This window comes from Agrobacterium sp. H141, assembly GCF_057158725.1.
Window position 1 is genome coordinate 1,943,424 of the sequence record NZ_CM169893.1, and the last position, 15,832, is coordinate 1,959,255.

Below are 15,832 nucleotides of genomic sequence, written 5' to 3' on the forward strand. Positions count from 1 at the left end.
CATTGCATTCAGATATCTGACGCACATCTCAACTGGAGGTAAGTGCCGGTCAGGCGGCGCGTTCTTCCCAGACCTTCACCAGTGCCACGATCGTTTCCACGGCCTTTTCCATGTCTTGAACGCTCACCCATTCCAATGGTGAGTGGTAGGCATGGCCGCCGGTGTAGATGTTGGGGCAGGGAAGGCCCATGAAGGAGAGGCGCGAACCGTCGGTGCCGCCGCGAATGCTGTGCAGAACCGGCTCCAGGCCGACGCGACGGACGGCTTCTTCCAGATTTGCGATGACTTCCGGATGCTGATCCAGAACTTCCTTCATGTTGCGATATTGCTGGCGCACCTTGAAGGTCATGGAGGAGCCCGGATAGGCTTTGAGTACGTCTTCGGCGATCTGCTTTAGAAGGTCTTCCTTCTCGTGAAGGCCCTGTTCGGCAAAATCGCGGATGATGAACTGCAGATGGGCGCTGTCCATCGAACCGGAGATGTCGGTCGGGTGGATAAAGCCATCACGGCCGCCTGTGGTTTCCGGTGCCTTGTCCTTGGGGAGACGGGCAACGATGTCGGCGGCGATCTTGATGGCATTTTCCATGACACCCCTTGCTGTGCCGGGGTGCATGGAAACGCCGGTGATCTCGATGTCGACGCCATCGGCGGAGAAGGTCTCATTCTCGATCTCACCGATGGTGCTGCCGTCCATGGTGTAGCCGAATGTGGCGCCCAGCTTCTTCAGGTCGACCTTGTCGGCACCGCGTCCGATCTCTTCATCGGTGGTGAAGAGGATCTTCACGTCACCATGAGGGATTTCGGGGTGGTCGATCAAGAACTGCGCTGCCGTCATGATCTCCGCCACGCCGGCCTTGTCATCGGCGCCCAACAGCGTGGTGCCATCGGTGGTGACGATATCATTGCCGATCTGGTTCTTCAGTTCGGCATGGTCCGCCATGCGGATTACCTGGCTGGAATCGCCGACCAGTTGGATGTCGCCGCCCGCATAGGCCTTGACCACCTGCGGTTTGACGCCGGTGCCGGTGAAGTCGGGTGCGGTGTCGACATGCGAGCAGAAGCAGATAGCCGGGACAGCCTTGTCGACATTGGACGGGATCGTGGCGTAGACATTGCCATGCTCATCCATGTGGGCGTCTTTCACGCCCATGGCCTGCAATTCCGCGGCCAGCAGGCGGCTCAGGTCTTTCTGCTTTTCCGTCGAGGGCTGAGCATCGGATTCCGGGTCCGACTGCGTGTCGATGACGACATAACGCAGCAAGCGGCTCAAAACAGTATCGGTCATTGTCTGAAATTCCTTATCCGGTTGGGGCCGGGAAAACTATTGCGATTGTGTCGGTGCGGCAGGCGTTGCCGGGCCGAGATAGCGTTCCAGAAGTGCAATCATTTCCGCATCGCGTTCTTCTGCGGTCTTGCCGCCAAGCACGACGCCGACCACCCGTTTGCCGTTTCGGACAGCGGAGGTGACTAGATTGTATCCGGAGGCTTCGGTGTATCCAGTCTTGATGCCATCGGCGCCCTGAAAGGCGGAGAGAACGCCGTTGTGCCCGCGAAACTTCATGCTGCGGAACTGAAGCGTCTTCGATGCAAACATCGGGTACTCTTCCGGAAAATCTCGGATGAGCGCCATGCCGAGGCGCGCCATGTCGGTCGCAGTGGTCACCTGGGCCGGGTCGGGCAGACCAGCCGGATTGGTGAACACGGTGTCGCGCATGCCCAGTTCATGGGCCTTGGCGGTCATGACCTCGCCGAAGGCTGCCTCGGAGCCCGCCAGTTTTTCGGCCACGGCGACAGCGGAATCGTTGGTCGAGAGCACGATCATGCCCATTACCGCTTCGCGCACGCTGATGGTGTTGCCAACGCCGACTGCATATTTGTAGGGGTCCTTGCTTTCGGCATTTTCCGACATGACCAGCCGCTCATCCCAGGTCAGGGTGCCGTTGTGGATGGCTTCGAAGGTCAGGTAGAGCGTCATCATCTTGGTGAGCGAGGCAGGATAGTTCAGCTCATTGGCATTCGCGGCCTCGAGGATCATTCCGCTGGAGGCGTCGACGACGATATGGGCCTGGCCTGCTTGTGCCATGCCGGCGTGAAGGCCGAGCGCCACGGTGAAGGCTGCGCCAAGAAGGATACGCTGGATGCGTTGAAGCATGTAAGGCCCTGACTGGAACTGGTGTAGGTTTTCGAAAGGTCGAATAAACCAGTTTGACGCCCCTGTCAGCCTTTGCGTTATCAAACTCATGACCTTTGATGGTTCAGAGTTTGGACCTCACGCAAGCTTGACCGTCTATTTGGGCTTCATCTGCACGATGTCCTGGAGATAGGCATTGGAATAGTCGGTCTGGATTTCGATCCAGACGGGCAGGTGATCCGAGATTTCATGGGTGCGCCAGCTGGAGAAGGCCCGATCGGTTTTCGGGTAGACCTTTCCGCCGTCTTCGGGCTTTGGCTCTTGTGCTGCCATGGCAACGTAAGCGGCTGCCTCTTCCCTGGAGTAGATCACGTCATGCCAGGGAATGATGCCGGCATTCAGCATATGCTTGACGTCGGCGGGGCCGGTGAAGGCTATCTGGTCATAGGCTTTCTTGCCATCGAGCGACGAGGCGGGCAGGGGCGTGACGAGAAAGCCGTTATCGGTCAGTGCCTTCATGCTGGCATCCTGAGGACTGTCGATATTCATGTCGCCCAGCATGATATGGACTTCGTCGCTTTCCCGGGCGCGCTGGCGCAGCACGGTTGCGACGGCGCGGATTTCATCCTCGCGCATGGGACGGCCTTCCTGTTCCGTGAAGACAATGTGCGTCGAGCACAGCACAAAGCGGAACCAGCCGGACTGGAAAGCGGCAAAGAATGGTGTGCGGCCGATCTGTTCATTGCCGGCAAAGGTGTCCTTTTCCAGAACCAGTTCGCCGATCAGATTGCGGAAGAACACCTTGTTCTTGTTGTAGGCAAAGGCCATGCGCTCATGATTGCCGCGTCCGCCGCCAGAGCTGTCATTGACGAAATAGTCCCAATTGGGGCCCAAAAGACGCATGAGGCGTTCCATTGCCTCGATGGTCTTCACTTCCTGGATGGCGCAGATATCGAAGTGATCGATGATCTCGGCAATATAATGCATGCTTTCATCAAGGCGCAGCCGGCCGCCGTCGAAGTGGCGGATGTTCCAGGACCCGATGATCAGCGAGTTCGGTTGGCGAATGGCCGTGATCTTGCCGTTCAGCATGGCACGCAGTCGCAAGAGCCGCTCGGATATCCAGCCGGCCTGACCGGGCTTGTCCTTGCCAAGCGGATAGCGCGTTTCATTCCTGAGGCTCTTGTAGTAGGCCATTGTCTTTCCTCTCTTTGAAACAGCCAGACAGGACGCGCAGTCCCGGCGAGATTTAAGGTTGGGCGGTGGAATGCAGTTTACGCCTTCTATTCCAGATTGTATTCAGCTTGATGACAGCGGTTGCGTGACAACTTCGGGGGCATTCCGCCACCTATTGCGCAAAACTGGTTGACTTTACGGTGATCCCTGCCTAAAGACCCCATCAACACCGGGCCGCAATGTCCGGTGTTTCAACGACATGTCCCGTGGTTTCACCGTTCGCGAACGAGAGAAACCTGTCAGAACTTCCAAAATGAGGTTCAGAGGAGGGCGTGTTTCCTTGATCCGGTTTGGTAACAAACCGGTGTAATTGTTTGAGAAGGAAATGCGATGAGCAAGCGCGCTGCATCCAAGTACAAAATCGACCGCCGTATGGGCGAAAACATCTGGGGTCGTCCCAAGTCCCCGGTCAACCGCCGCGAATACGGCCCAGGTCAGCACGGCCAGCGCCGCAAGGGCAAGCTGTCTGACTTCGGTGTTCAGCTTCGCGCCAAGCAGAAGCTCAAGGGCTACTACGGCGATATCCGCGAGAAGCAGTTCCGCGCGACTTACGAAGAAGCCAACCGCCGCAAGGGCGACACAGGTGAAAACCTGATCGGTCTGCTCGAGTCGCGTCTGGACGCCATCGTCTACCGCGCCAAGTTCGTACCGACCGTTTTCGCGTCGCGTCAGTTCATCAACCACGGCCACGTCAAGGTCAACGGCATCAAGGTGAACATCGGTTCTTACCGCTGCAAGCCAGGTGACGTGATCGAAGTGCGCGAAAAGTCCAAGCAGATGGTGACCGTGCTTGAGTCGGTTCAGCTCGCTGAGCGCGACGTTCCGGATTACGTTGAAGTCGATCACAACAAGATGGTTGCGACCTTCGTTCGTATTCCTACACTGTCGGACGTTCCTTACGCCGTCATCATGGAACCGCAGCTCGTCGTCGAATTCTATTCGCGTTAATCCCTGCGGGATGGATTTTGGAAAAGCCGCCCTTCGGGGCGGCTTTTTCGTTTGCGCCGCGAAAATCAGCGGTCATGATGAGCATTGCCAGGTTCGAACACGAGGCATGACATGGATCTGCAGGTAGTTGTTGACGAGATCGTCGAAGAGCTCGCTCCAAGGCTGGGCGAGGGGCAGGTTGCCGACTATATTCCAGAGCTGGCGCGGATCGATCCCCGCCAATTCGGCATTGCGATCACCACCGTCGACGGCGACACATTTACCGCAGGCGATGCCGCGACCTCCTTTTCCATCCAGAGCGTATCGAAGGTCTTCATGCTGACGCTGGCACTGGGGCAGGTCGGCGAAACGATCTGGAACAGGGTGGGCCGCGAACCGTCCGGTTCCGCTTTCAACTCCATCGTTCAGCTTGAGCAGGAACACGGGATACCCCGCAATCCCTTCATCAATGCTGGGGCCATCGTGGTTTCGGATGTCGTGCTGGGAGGTCACCAGCCGCGCGAGGCGATTGGCGAATATCTGCGCTTCATGCGCTACCTGGCCGATGATGACAGCCTGTCGATCGACGAGAAGGTGGCTCACTCAGAGGAGCGTACCGGGTTCCGCAATTTTGCACTCGCCAATTTCATGCATGGCTTCGGCAATCTGCATCATCCGGTCGAACATGTGCTGGGCGTCTATTTCCATCAATGCGCGCTCGCCATGAATTGCGTACAGCTTTCCCATGCAGGCCTGTTTCTGGCCAATCGCGGCACCAATCCGATTACCGGCTTTTCCGTTGTGTCGCCCAAGCGAGCCAAGCGTATCAATGCGCTGATGCTGACCTGTGGGCATTATGACGGGTCGGGAGATTTTGCCTTCCATGTCGGGCTCCCGGGCAAGAGCGGCGTCGGCGGCGGGATCCTGGCGATCGCGCCGGGCAAGGCCTCTATTGCTGTCTGGTCTCCGGGTCTGAACAAGGTCGGAAATTCGGCTTTGGGGTCGGTTGCGCTGGAAATGCTGACAAACCGTACAGGCTGGTCCGTCTTCGGGACTTGATCTTGGCCGCGTAAGGGGGCATTCCCCTCAAAACCGCTCTGACGAACCGAGCAGGAAGGTTCAGACTGTGACCATCGTTTCTCCAATAGACGTTGCCGACGATACCGTCGAGGACACCGGTGCACATCCGCTGTTTTCCGGTGCGCCGAAAAGCGTGTCCTTCAACAAGCTGCGCAAGCGGTTGCTGCGCCAGACCCGGCAGGCGATCGAAGACTTCGCCATGCTCAAGGGACAGACGCGCTGGCTGGTCGGCATGTCCGGCGGCAAGGACAGTTATGGTCTCTTGTCGATCCTGCTCGATCTGAAATGGCGCGGATTGTTGCCGGTGGAATTGATCGCCTGCAATCTCGACCAGGGGCAGCCCAATTTTCCCAAGCACATTCTGCCCGAGTATCTGACATCGATTGGCGTTCAACATCGTATCGAATATCGCGATACCTATTCGGTGGTGAAGGAGAAGGTACCGCAAGGGGCCACCTATTGCTCGCTCTGCTCAAGGCTCAGGCGCGGCAATCTCTACCGTATCGCCCGCGAAGAAGGGTGTGACGCGCTGGTGCTGGGACATCATCGCGACGACATCCTCGAAACATTCTTCATGAACTTCTTCCATGGCGGGCGTCTCGCTGCCATGCCGCCGAAGCTGTTGAACGATGAGGGCGATCTGATGGTGCTCAGACCGCTGGCCTATGCGGCTGAAGAGGATCTCGCCAAGTTTGCCGTGGCCATGGAGTTTCCGATCATTCCTTGCGATCTCTGCGGCTCGCAGGATGGCCTTCAGCGCAACGCAATGAAAGAGATGCTGTCCGGCATCGAGGCCAAAATGCCGGGACGCAAGGACACCATGTTGCGGGCGCTTTCCCACACCAATCCATCCCATCTGCTCGATCCCAAACTGTTCGACTTTTCCAGTCTCGCTGTCACGCCGGCGTCACATGACTAGTGCAGGCGGGGCTTTCCTTTTTAACCCCCCAGGGAAAGTCTGAAAATGTTTGATGACAGCCAGCTTGATCTGTTGCTTGAGATTGTCCGGGAGGCTGCGTCCGAAGAGATTCTGCCCCGCTTTCGAAAGCTCGCTGCTGGCGATATCGCCGAGAAGAAGTCTTCCATCGATCTGGTCACAGATGCTGACCTGATGTCGGAAAAGCGGATCACGCGGCTGCTGCTGGAGCATTTTCCGGGCGCTCATATTGTCGCTGAAGAAGCCTATGAGAACGATCGAAGCGTGATTAAAGGCCTGCGCGACGCCGATCTCGCCTTTGTCATCGATCCCGTCGACGGGACATTCAATTTTCAGGCCGGATTGCCAATGTTCGGCACTAATCTCGCGGTTGTCAGCAAGGGTGCGACGGTCGCTGCCATCATTCATGAAGCCGTGATGGGCGACAGCCTCGTTGCCATCAAGAATGGCGGTGCGCGCTTTATCGGTCACGATGGCCCCGAGATGACGATTGCGGTTGCGCCATCGGTGCCGCTCTCGACGATGGTCGGGACAATTTCGATGAACGATATCGTCTATGAGGAACGTCGACGCATTGCCGGCAATCTCGCCAAGACGAAGATGGCATTCGGCTATAATTGCTCGGCCTATGAATACTGGATGGCGGCGACTGGCAAGGTTCATTTCATCGGGCATCACAGCTTGATGCCCTGGGATCATCTGGCCGGCGTTCTGATCCACGCAGAGGCGGGCGGATATACTGCGCGGTTTGACGGCAGTCCTTATCTGCCGGGCGATACCAGCGGTGGCATCCTTTCGGCGCCGGACCGCGATTGCTGGGAATTGATCCTGGCCGAGATCGTACAGTCGATCTGATTTTCAAAGACGGATAATTGAAGGAGACAGCATGGAAAACCTCGACATCGCAACGCTTGCCAATCTTTTGCAGGAGGCCGCGGTAAAGGAAATCCTGCCGCGCTTTCGCAATCTGGAAGAGGGCGACGTCAGGATGAAGACCGAGGCCATCGATCTGGTGACCGAAGGCGACGAGGCCGCCGAGCGTCTGATCGGTGCGCGCATTGCCGAGATCATGCCAGATGCGCTCTTCATCGGTGAAGAGGCGGTGGCAAGCGACCCGGCGCTGCTCGACAAGATCCAGGGCGCGGATCTGGCCGTCATCGTCGATCCGATTGATGGCACATTCAATTTTGCCGCGGGTCTGCCACTGTTCGGGGTGATGCTAAGCGTCGTCTCCAAGGGCGAGACGGTTGCCGGCATCATCTATGACCCGATCGGTAACGACTGGGTGATCGCGGAGAAAGGGTCAGGCGCCTGGTCCGTTCGTCCGGATGGCATGCAGACCCAGTTGGAGGTCGTCCCCGGTGTTCCGCTGGAACAGATGGTCGGCATTGCCAATACCAGCTATGTCGCCCTGGAGGAACGTCGCCAGTTGCTGGCGCGCCTGGCGGATGTCCGTCTGTTCACCAGCTATCGCTGTGCCGCCCATGAATATCGCACCTTTGTCGGCGGCCATTTCCACTTCCTGATGTATCGCAAGCTGATGCCGTGGGATCATCTGGCAGGCGTGCTGATCGCGCAGGAAGCGGGCGCCCATGCCGCGCGGCTCGACGGTTCGCCCTATCTGCCGCATCACACCGATGGCGGCCTGCTGGTGGCCTGCGATCAAGATGCCTGGGATGAGCTTGCCGAGAAGGTTTTCAACGGCTGACAGGCCGTCCAATGCGCAACAAGAAAAGCCCGCGAAGTAAGCTTCGCGGGCTTTTTCGTTCAATCGTTCATTTCTGTTTCGAAATCAGACGGCTGGATTATGCGGCTGGAAGAGTTTTCCTTTTTCGGCGATCAACACGAAGACAAGGCCCAAGACCGAAACGCCGAAGAAGCCGGCAACCATCGGGATTGCCGTTCCGTTGAAGGACTGGCCGATTACCGCGCCGATCAATGCGCCGCCGATGGTGCTGAGGAAGCCCAGCACCGATGAAGCCGTGCCGGCAACGCGTCCCAGAGGCTCCATCGCGAGCGAGTTGAAGTTCGAGCCGATCCAGCCGAACTGGAACATTGCCAGCGCAAACAGCGTCAGGAACAGCGGGAAGGGCATGGGCGAGGGGCCGACAAGATGGCCAATCAGCCAGATGAGATTGATCAGCATAAAACCGATCAATGCCCCATGCGACAGACGCCGCATGCCGAAACGCCCGACGAGCTTGGCATTGATGAAGGAAGACAGCGCCATGAAGATTGCCACGGCGGCAAAGGCCACCGCGAACCATTCGCCGAGCTGGTAGATATCGATATAGATCTGCTGGGCGGAATTGATAAAGGCAAACAGCGCACCGAAGATGAAGGTGCTGGCCAGAGTGTAGCACAGTGCGATCCGGTTGGTGATCACGATCTTGAAACCTTCGATGATGACCTTCGGTGTGAAGGGACGTCGCTCATCGAGCGGCAAGGTTTCTGGCAAGCGAATATAGGTCCACAGGCCGACCACGGCCGCACCCAACGCCATGAAGACGAAGATGAAGTGCCAATCGGCAAACAGCATGATCACCTGACCGGTACCGGGTGCGATAACGGGCACGATCATGAAGACCATCAGGATGAGGGACATGGCCTCAGCCATGCGGCGACCGCCATAGACGTCGCGGACGATCGAGACGGTGATGACGCGCAGCGATGCGGCGCCAATGCCCTGGATTACGCGCAAGGTGAGCATGGTCTCGAAGTTTGGCGCAATGGTCGCGCCGAGAGCGGCGACGATATAAAGGCCAAGGCCGAACAGGACGGGAATGCGCCGTCCGAGCCGGTCGGAGGCCGGTCCATAGACCAGCTGCGCCATGCCGAAGCCCAGCAGAAATGATGAGACGATATATTGATTGTGGTTCGGATCGATCACGCCCAGATCGCTGCCGATCAGCGCAAGGCCGGGCAACATGCTGTCGATGGCAAGGGCGGTCAGCGACATCAGCGCTGCCATGAGCGCGATGAATTCAATCCGGTGCATCGCGCCAAGCGCTGCTGGATTTTCAGACGTACTGGACATAGAGACTTTCCAAACAGAGAGAAAGGCGCTGCTGGGCAGCGCCTTCAATATAGATAGGTAATGCGGTTTGTCGGGTTTTATGCAGCGCCGCGTACGGCGATGCCCTGCTGTTCGAAGTGGCCCTGCAATTCGCCGGCCTGGAACATTTCGCGGATGATGTCGCAACCGCCGATAAACTCACCCTTGACATAAAGCTGCGGGATCGTCGGCCAGTTGGAAAACTCCTTGATGCCCTGACGGATCTCGTCATCGGCGAGCACGTTCACGCCCTTGTAATCGACGCCGAGGTAATCGAGAATCTGGACCACCTGACCGGAGAAGCCACATTGCGGAAACTGCGGTGTGCCCTTCATGAATACGACGACGTCGTTGGACTTCACTTCATTGGCGATGAATTCGGTGACACTCATGGATCTTCCTTTCACATACGGGTTCAAGGTCCGCTGCTTGCTTTGCCTCTAGATAGCATGGACGGCCGCGAATTCCAGCAGGGGGAGGGAAAAATAAGGCATCTGCTGCCCGAACGGGCTCTCCCACCCAAACCTACTGGTCACCGGCTACGCTGTTTGCTGCGCTTGGCGGCCGTGCGGCGTTTGCTGACCTGTTTGCGGGCTGGCTTCCTGGCCGCGGTGGTCTTCTTGCGGACGAACCGTCCGGTGGTGGCCGAGCGGGCCTGACGTTTGCGCCGGCGTGTCGTCGTGCGCCCGGTGGTCTTTTTCAGGACTTCTCTGAGGGCGCCCTCCACCAGTTTTTCTACGAATTCACCGACGAGACTGGCCATGGCGTTTCAGTCCTATTCCGGAATGGAGGTCTGCAACGCCAATGCGTGCAGAACGCCGCCCATATTGCCCTTGAGCGCATCGTAGACCATCTGATGCTGCTGAACGCGTGTCTTGCCACGGAACGCCTCTGCGACGACTTCGGCTGCATAGTGATCGCCATCGCCGGCCAGATCTCGGATCACCACCTTTGCTCCGGGGATGCCCGCCTTGATCATGTCTTCGATGTCGCCTGGTTTCATTGCCATTTTGATGTTTCCTCGTTATTCCGCCGCAACCTTGGCCGCGTCGTCCATATAGGCAGGAAACCATGATTCATGGGCCTGGCGCAATTGTTCAGCGCTGAGCGACAAGACGCCATCGATGGTCAATGTGTCACCGCCCACTGTGCCGAGCTTGCGGAACGGCACGCCGGCACCTTCTGCGCTGGCGCAGACGAAATTGGCGAGATCGTCTGGAACTGCAATCACATAGCGTGCCTGATCCTCACCAAACAGCAGTGCATGCATCGGGCCGCGGCTGTCATCAAGGCTGATCTTCATGCCCTTGCCGGAGCTGATGACCATCTCGGCCAAAGCCAGAGCGAGTCCGCCTGAGGACAGGTCGTGGCAGGCAGTGATCTGACCGTTGCGAATGGCAGAGCGCACCAGTTCGCCATTGCGACGCTCGGCGTAGAGATCGACCTCGGGTGGGGGGCCATCGGTGCGGTCGAGAAGATCGCGCAGATAGATCGAGCTGCCGAGATGGGTGCCGTCGCCGCCGATCACGATGAGAGCATCGCCGTCGTTGGCGCTGCCGATGCGGGCCATGCGCGACCAGTCGGGCATGAGGCCGACGCCGGCAATGGTCGGAGTGGGCAGGATCGCCACCCCGTTGGTCTCGTTATAGAGCGAGACATTGCCCGAGACGATGGGGAAGTCGAGCGCGCTGCAGGCTTCACCGATACCCTTGATGGCTTCCACCAGCTGGCCCATGATTTCGGGTTTTTCCGGGTTGCCGAAGTTCAGGTTGTCAGTGGAGGCCAGTGGCTCGGCGCCGGTGGCATTGATATTGCGCCAGCATTCGGCGACGGCCTGCTTGCCACCTTCATAGGGGTCGGCCTCGACATAGCGCGGCGTGACGTCAGACGAGAAGGCCAGCGCCTTGGTCGGATGGGTTTCGACGCGCACCACGCCGGCATCGCCACCGGGAAGCTGCAGGGAGTTGCCCTGGATCAGCGTGTCATACTGTTCGTAGACCCAGCGCCGGCTCGACTGGTTGGGCGAACCGACCAGTTGCAGAAGCGCTGCGCCATAATCTTCCATTTCAGGAACCAGACTGGCTGGCAGCGGGCTGCGCTTGTCGGATTCGCGCCAGGGGCGATCATATTCGGGAGCCTGGTCACCCAGATCCTTGATCGGCAGGTTGGCCACTTCTTCGCCCTGATGCAGGACGCGGAAGCGCAGGTCGTCGGTGGTCTTGCCGACAATGGCAAAGTCGAGGCCCCATTTGACGAAGATCGCCTTGGCTTCTTCTTCCTTGGAGGGTTCCAGCACCATGAGCATGCGCTCCTGGCTTTCCGACAGCATCATTTCATAGGATGACATCTGTTCTTCGCGAACAGGCACCGTGTCGAGGTTCAATTCGATGCCGAGGTCGCCCTTGGCGCCCATTTCGACGGCCGAACAGGTGAGACCGGCGGCCCCCATATCCTGAATGGCGATGACGGCGCCCGTCTTCATCAGTTCAAGGCAGGCCTCCAGCAGGCATTTTTCGGTGAAGGGGTCGCCAACCTGAACGGTCGGGCGCTTTTCCTCGATCGATTCGTCAAATTCTGCCGAGGCCATGGTCGCGCCACCAACGCCATCGCGACCGGTCTTTGCTCCGAGATAGACGACTGGCAGGCCGACGCCCTTGGCTTCGGACAGGAAAATGCCGTCGGTCTTTGCAAGCCCTGCTGCAAATGCATTGACGAGGATGTTGCCGTTGTAGCGTTCGTCGAACTCGACTTCGCCGCCGACTGTCGGTACGCCGAAGGAATTGCCGTAGCCGCCAACGCCTGCAACCACGCCAGAGACGAGGTGGCGGGTCTTGGGGTGATCAGGTGAACCGAAGCGCAGTGCGTTCATGGCGGCGACAGGGCGCGCACCCATGGTGAAGACATCGCGCAGAATGCCGCCAACGCCGGTGGCTGCACCCTGATAGGGTTCGATGTAAGACGGGTGGTTGTGGCTCTCCATCTTGAAGACCACGCAGTCGCCGTCATCGATGTCGACCACGCCGGCATTCTCACCCGGACCCTGGATGACACGGGCGCCGGTGGTCGGCAGCGTGCGCAGCCAGCGCTTGGAAGACTTGTACGAGCAGTGCTCGTTCCACATGGCGGAAAAGATGCCGAGTTCGGTGAAGCTCGGCTCGCGACCGATCAGTTCCAGGATCCGATCATATTCGTCCGGCTTCAGGCCGTGTGCGGCAATGAGTTCGGGGGTGATCGCAACAGTATTGGAAATTGTCATCGTTGTCCTGGGCTCTTCCTTGGAAGGCTTGCGCATGGGTAGAGGTTTGCCGGTTGTTTAACGCATGTGGCCGGGCGGTGCGACAGGAAATTTGCTCTTTTGATGTCAGAAGGGTGAATCCACAGGAATAGAAGAGGGAAATTTCGCTCATCGAATGCTGCCTTGCATCGATGCCCTGCGGTCGCGTTTCTCAAAACACCGATTGCACGGCACGAGAGAGGAAAAATCCGTGTCCGTCGCGGTTCGTGCATCTTAGGCCCTTGCGGGACGAAGAGCATATGATGCCACCAAGATCGGCAGTGACGCCGTATTCCGCCGTGTCAAAGCCGCCCTTGCTGCGATTAAGAGGCCTGCAGAGCAATTTTGCAGGCCCATATTCGCGCAGGGTAAAGTCATGTCCCCAGTCCGCCTTGCAACTGGCCGGGCGCGGGATTGCTGGTGGATCCCTTCGTTGGATAATGGTGCAGAAGATATCTGTTTCGGTGTCGAAGTCCTCGCCGACCGAGCACTGAATATTTTGCGATGGTGTCTCGAATGTCCAGACATCGGCCATGGCCGGTGCTGTTGAAAATACCATCATTGCGGCCGAAAGGCCTGAAAATCTCTGCATGTTCGCCCCCGCACATGTTTGATCCGAGGTCGATGATAGTCTGCGAGGCGGGCTTTGACCATGGCGACAAAAAGCGTAACCTTGGGCTATGATCTGGGCTTTTCCAGCTGCCACTTCAGATTTGCTTTTACGGCTGGCCATTCGGACGCGATGATGGAATAGGCTGCGGTGTCGCGGACGGTTCCATTGGCCATGATCGAATGGGAGCGGAGTAAACCGTCCAGTTTGGCGCCAAGGCGCTCGATTGCCCGGCGGCTCTGGACGTTCAGGGCATGCGTTCTGAGCTCCACGCAGATGCAGTCGAGCCTTTCAAAAGCGTGCTCCAGCAGCAGCAATTTGCATTCGGTATTGAGCGGCGTCTTCTGCACGGACTGTCTGTACCATGTGGATCCGATTTCAACTTTTCGGCTCACGGCGTCGATATTCATATAGGTCGTCATGCCGACAGCCCGACCGCTTGCCTGATCAATCACTGCAAACGGCAGCATGGAGCCAGCCTTGCGCAGTCCAAGGCGCCGGTCGATCTCCGTGCCCATGTCTTCTGGCTTGGGGATCACCGTGTACCACAGTCGATGCAGTTCTCCGTCGGCGACCGCCTCGACCAGATCGTCACGGTGATCCATGGAGAGGGGAACAACGGATACATATTTGCCTTCAACCGAAAAGAGATCTGGCCAGACTGTCATTTGAAACTCCGGGATGTTTTACCAAGCTCACTACGCGACACTGTCGTATCCCGCTGATGCATTATCCAGCAGGCCGCGGATGACCTTGAGGCCGTTGGTGACTTCGTTGAGTGACTCCGGTGAGGAGAAGCCTATGCGGACGCGGTGACTGGTCTTTTCGGAGCGGCCGGCCTTGAACTCATCCTCGTCGTCGATCAGCACGCCTTCGTTGAGGGCGGCATTCTTGAATGTCGCAGAGAGCCAGGGCTCCGGCAGCTTCAACCACAGGAAGGGGATGTCGGTGTTCGACCTGAAGTCATGGCCCGCCAGAATCTTGCGTGCTTCGGCCTCGCGGGCATTGATTTCCCGGCGGCAGGCCTGCCAGATTTCATCCGCTGCGCCGGACATCACGAGCCGGGCGCAAATCTCGGCCAAAAGGAAGGGCAGACCGCCCGTCATCATCTTATGGGCCACACGGACACGCTGGGCAAAATGCGGCGGGCAGGCGACCCAGCCGCCGCGCACGCCCGCTGCCACGGCCTTCGACAAGCCATCGACGACGAAGGTGCGGTCGGGGGCAAGTTCAGCGATGAGCGGAATTTCCTTCTTGTCCATCGCGCCATAGAGATTGTCTTCAATCAGCCACACGCTGTGTTTGTGGGCAATGTCTGCGATGGCTTTGCGTCGATCGAAGGGAAGCGTCGCCAAGGTCGGGTTTTGTGCCGACGACATGATAAAGGCGACCTTCGGATGCTGCTGCACGCAAACGCGCTCGAAATCTTCAGGAATGATTCCGTCCCCATCGGATTCCACCAATGCGGTGCGGCGGCCAACGAGGCCTACGGCGCGGCTGACCTGCGAATAGGTCATGTGTTCAAAGATGATGCGATCACCGGGATTGGTTATGGCGGTAAGGATTGCCATGATGCCGGCATGGGCTCCCAATGTGGGGACGATGACCTCCGGCGACGGTCTCCAGTTGCCGTAGCTGAGCCAGCGAGCGCCTGCCTCATACCAATGATCGGGGAAGCTGCGGGTGTAGCTTGCAATTTCTGACGAGCATTCAGTTCCGATCTCTGCCATCAGCCGGGCCAGTTGTGCACTTTGGCCAATATCGGGTGCGGCCGTACTGTCGAACCTGATCTTGCCCGGTGGGGCCGTGAAGGGCCTGCTGCCGGATAGGCCGATCGTGACCGGATCATTGGCCGCCTGTGCGGTGATGTCCTTGCGCGACAGGACATAGGTGCCCCGTCCCACTTCGCCGCTGACCAGGCCGCGCTCGTGGAGAAGAGCATAGGCGCGAGAAATTGTACCGATTGTCACCCCTATGTCGAATGCGAGATTTCTCTGCGGAGGCAGCTTTGCCCCGTCGACCAGATGTCCAACCATAATGGCCTCCTCCATCTGGTCCGCAAGGCGAACATAGAGAGGGCCATTTCCTTTTTTGATGTCTGGGAGCCAAGTTGTCATAGTGACAATTATCTACATTGAACCCTTGAAGGTGTCAATATATCTAAATTGCACCGATTAAGCCATGCGGATGTAGGTGCAATATGCGCAAGTACGATGAATATCTCGTGACAATAGATACAATTTATCCCGATGGTTACCAGCGAGAGAGCCTGTTTCGGTCCACGGGTGACATGTTGGCGCCCGCGCCGATGCCCGTCACGCGTCGTGGAGCGGCGGGGTTGTGGCAGATGTTGGTCAATTGGAGTGCGCGACGTCGCAGCCGTCTGGCGCTGCGCGAGCTTGACGACACAATGTTGCGCGACATCGGTATCAGCCGACAGCAGGTGCGCGAGGAAGTGCGCAGGTCTCTGTTTCTATGAGTGGAGAGGCGACGGTTTATCGCTGTTGATAGCTGAGCCGACATGATCAGCTCAAGGCTGCATCCCTGCAGTCTTATAGGCGGTCCGAACGTTCCCAACCACG

At 58.2% G+C, this 15,832-nt stretch carries 17 protein-coding genes; 6 read left to right on the plus strand and 11 right to left on the minus strand.

The window, feature by feature from the left end; genetic code table 11:
• Positions 1 to 49 precede the first annotated feature (49 nt).
• The 3 genes from pepT to ACWPM9_RS08870 all read right to left on the minus strand — a co-directional run bounded on the left by pepT (position 50) and on the right by ACWPM9_RS08870 (position 3,328).
• Positions 50 to 1,285 (minus strand): peptidase T, encoded by a 1,236-nt coding sequence (gene pepT, locus ACWPM9_RS08860; RefSeq protein WP_484757435.1) that lies wholly within the window; start codon positions 1,283 to 1,285, stop codon positions 50 to 52.
• Between the two features lie 36 nt (positions 1,286 to 1,321).
• Positions 1,322 to 2,152 (minus strand): D-alanyl-D-alanine carboxypeptidase family protein, encoded by an 831-nt coding sequence (locus tag ACWPM9_RS08865; RefSeq protein ID WP_484757436.1) that lies wholly within the window; start codon positions 2,150 to 2,152, stop codon positions 1,322 to 1,324.
• Positions 2,153 to 2,287: 135 nt separating this feature from the next.
• Positions 2,288 to 3,328: an endonuclease/exonuclease/phosphatase family protein gene (locus tag ACWPM9_RS08870; protein ID WP_484757437.1), complete on the minus strand. Its 1,041-nt coding sequence runs from the start codon at positions 3,326 to 3,328 to the stop codon at positions 2,288 to 2,290.
• 369 nt (positions 3,329 to 3,697) lie between these two features.
• Here ACWPM9_RS08870 and rpsD point away from each other — a divergent pair, with 369 nt between their 5' ends.
• From rpsD to ACWPM9_RS08895, 5 genes are all read left to right on the plus strand, one after another.
• Positions 3,698 to 4,315, plus strand: a complete 618-nt coding sequence (gene rpsD / locus ACWPM9_RS08875; protein WP_428186998.1) for a 30S ribosomal protein S4 — start codon at positions 3,698 to 3,700, stop codon at positions 4,313 to 4,315.
• A gap of 111 nt (positions 4,316 to 4,426) precedes the next feature.
• Positions 4,427 to 5,353: a glutaminase gene (locus tag ACWPM9_RS08880; protein ID WP_428186997.1), complete on the plus strand. Its 927-nt coding sequence runs from the start codon at positions 4,427 to 4,429 to the stop codon at positions 5,351 to 5,353.
• Between the two features lie 67 nt (positions 5,354 to 5,420).
• A complete protein-coding gene (gene ttcA, locus ACWPM9_RS08885; RefSeq protein ID WP_428186996.1) occupies positions 5,421 to 6,293 on the plus strand; it encodes a tRNA 2-thiocytidine(32) synthetase TtcA in 873 nt (290 codons plus the stop codon).
• 45 nt (positions 6,294 to 6,338) lie between these two features.
• A complete protein-coding gene (locus ACWPM9_RS08890) occupies positions 6,339 to 7,166 on the plus strand; it encodes an inositol monophosphatase family protein (protein WP_484757438.1) in 828 nt (275 codons plus the stop codon).
• Between the two features lie 31 nt (positions 7,167 to 7,197).
• Positions 7,198 to 8,019 (plus strand): inositol monophosphatase family protein, encoded by an 822-nt coding sequence (locus ACWPM9_RS08895; RefSeq protein ID WP_428186994.1) that lies wholly within the window; start codon positions 7,198 to 7,200, stop codon positions 8,017 to 8,019.
• A gap of 84 nt (positions 8,020 to 8,103) precedes the next feature.
• On the opposite strand, the gene ACWPM9_RS08900 is transcribed toward ACWPM9_RS08895, so the two are convergent.
• The 8 genes from ACWPM9_RS08900 to ACWPM9_RS08935 form a co-directional block, all read right to left on the minus strand.
• Positions 8,104 to 9,309: a multidrug effflux MFS transporter gene (locus ACWPM9_RS08900; RefSeq protein ID WP_484757629.1), complete on the minus strand. Its 1,206-nt coding sequence runs from the start codon at positions 9,307 to 9,309 to the stop codon at positions 8,104 to 8,106.
• Positions 9,310 to 9,425: 116 nt separating this feature from the next.
• Complete coding sequence (gene grxD / locus ACWPM9_RS08905) at positions 9,426 to 9,758, minus strand: Grx4 family monothiol glutaredoxin (RefSeq protein WP_428186993.1); 333 nt, start codon at positions 9,756 to 9,758, stop codon at positions 9,426 to 9,428.
• 140 nt (positions 9,759 to 9,898) lie between these two features.
• Positions 9,899 to 10,129: a hypothetical protein gene (locus tag ACWPM9_RS08910; protein WP_428186992.1), complete on the minus strand. Its 231-nt coding sequence runs from the start codon at positions 10,127 to 10,129 to the stop codon at positions 9,899 to 9,901.
• Positions 10,130 to 10,141: 12 nt separating this feature from the next.
• Complete coding sequence (locus ACWPM9_RS08915) at positions 10,142 to 10,375, minus strand: BolA/IbaG family iron-sulfur metabolism protein (protein WP_428186991.1); 234 nt, start codon at positions 10,373 to 10,375, stop codon at positions 10,142 to 10,144.
• A gap of 15 nt (positions 10,376 to 10,390) precedes the next feature.
• Positions 10,391 to 12,622 (minus strand): phosphoribosylformylglycinamidine synthase subunit PurL, encoded by a 2,232-nt coding sequence (gene purL, locus ACWPM9_RS08920; protein WP_484757630.1) that lies wholly within the window; start codon positions 12,620 to 12,622, stop codon positions 10,391 to 10,393.
• A gap of 190 nt (positions 12,623 to 12,812) precedes the next feature.
• The gene (locus tag ACWPM9_RS08925) at positions 12,813 to 13,175 is read right to left on the minus strand and encodes a DUF6636 domain-containing protein (RefSeq protein WP_484757439.1); all 363 of its coding nucleotides are present in this window, start codon (positions 13,173 to 13,175) and stop codon (positions 12,813 to 12,815) included.
• 143 nt (positions 13,176 to 13,318) lie between these two features.
• Positions 13,319 to 13,918 (minus strand): GNAT family N-acetyltransferase, encoded by a 600-nt coding sequence (locus ACWPM9_RS08930; RefSeq protein ID WP_484757440.1) that lies wholly within the window; start codon positions 13,916 to 13,918, stop codon positions 13,319 to 13,321.
• A 30-nt stretch (positions 13,919 to 13,948) separates the two neighbouring features.
• On the minus strand, positions 13,949 to 15,367 hold the full coding sequence (locus ACWPM9_RS08935; RefSeq protein WP_428186989.1) for an aminotransferase-like domain-containing protein: 1,419 nt from the start codon (positions 15,365 to 15,367) through the stop codon (positions 13,949 to 13,951).
• A gap of 83 nt (positions 15,368 to 15,450) precedes the next feature.
• Here ACWPM9_RS08935 and ACWPM9_RS08940 point away from each other — a divergent pair, with 83 nt between their 5' ends.
• A complete protein-coding gene (locus ACWPM9_RS08940) occupies positions 15,451 to 15,729 on the plus strand; it encodes a DUF1127 domain-containing protein (RefSeq protein WP_428186988.1) in 279 nt (92 codons plus the stop codon).
• Positions 15,730 to 15,832: the final 103 nt, after the last annotated feature.

Excerpts from the sequence above, each read along its gene's own strand:
- pepT (WP_484757435.1), bottom strand. The coding sequence starts at position 1,285 with ATGACCGATACTGTTTTGAGCCGCTTGCTGCGTTATGTCGTCATCGAC.
- ACWPM9_RS08865 (WP_484757436.1), bottom strand. The coding sequence starts at position 2,152 with ATGCTTCAACGCATCCAGCGTATCCTTCTTGGCGCAGCCTTCACCGTG.
- ACWPM9_RS08870 (WP_484757437.1), bottom strand. The coding sequence starts at position 3,328 with ATGGCCTACTACAAGAGCCTCAGGAATGAAACGCGCTATCCGCTTGGC.
- rpsD (WP_428186998.1), top strand. The coding sequence starts at position 3,698 with ATGAGCAAGCGCGCTGCATCCAAGTACAAAATCGACCGCCGTATGGGC.
- ACWPM9_RS08880 (WP_428186997.1), top strand. The coding sequence starts at position 4,427 with ATGGATCTGCAGGTAGTTGTTGACGAGATCGTCGAAGAGCTCGCTCCA.
- ACWPM9_RS08890 (WP_484757438.1), top strand. The coding sequence starts at position 6,339 with ATGTTTGATGACAGCCAGCTTGATCTGTTGCTTGAGATTGTCCGGGAG.
- ACWPM9_RS08895 (WP_428186994.1), top strand. The coding sequence starts at position 7,198 with ATGGAAAACCTCGACATCGCAACGCTTGCCAATCTTTTGCAGGAGGCC.
- ACWPM9_RS08900 (WP_484757629.1), bottom strand. The coding sequence starts at position 9,309 with ATGCACCGGATTGAATTCATCGCGCTCATGGCAGCGCTGATGTCGCTG.
- grxD (WP_428186993.1), bottom strand. The coding sequence starts at position 9,758 with ATGAGTGTCACCGAATTCATCGCCAATGAAGTGAAGTCCAACGACGTC.
- ACWPM9_RS08910 (WP_428186992.1), bottom strand. The coding sequence starts at position 10,129 with ATGGCCAGTCTCGTCGGTGAATTCGTAGAAAAACTGGTGGAGGGCGCC.
- ACWPM9_RS08915 (WP_428186991.1), bottom strand. The coding sequence starts at position 10,375 with ATGGCAATGAAACCAGGCGACATCGAAGACATGATCAAGGCGGGCATC.
- purL (WP_484757630.1), bottom strand. The coding sequence starts at position 12,622 with ATGACAATTTCCAATACTGTTGCGATCACCCCCGAACTCATTGCCGCA.
- ACWPM9_RS08925 (WP_484757439.1), bottom strand. The coding sequence starts at position 13,175 with ATGGCCGATGTCTGGACATTCGAGACACCATCGCAAAATATTCAGTGC.
- ACWPM9_RS08930 (WP_484757440.1), bottom strand. The coding sequence starts at position 13,918 with ATGACAGTCTGGCCAGATCTCTTTTCGGTTGAAGGCAAATATGTATCC.
- ACWPM9_RS08935 (WP_428186989.1), bottom strand. The coding sequence starts at position 15,367 with ATGACAACTTGGCTCCCAGACATCAAAAAAGGAAATGGCCCTCTCTAT.
- ACWPM9_RS08940 (WP_428186988.1), top strand. The coding sequence starts at position 15,451 with ATGCGCAAGTACGATGAATATCTCGTGACAATAGATACAATTTATCCC.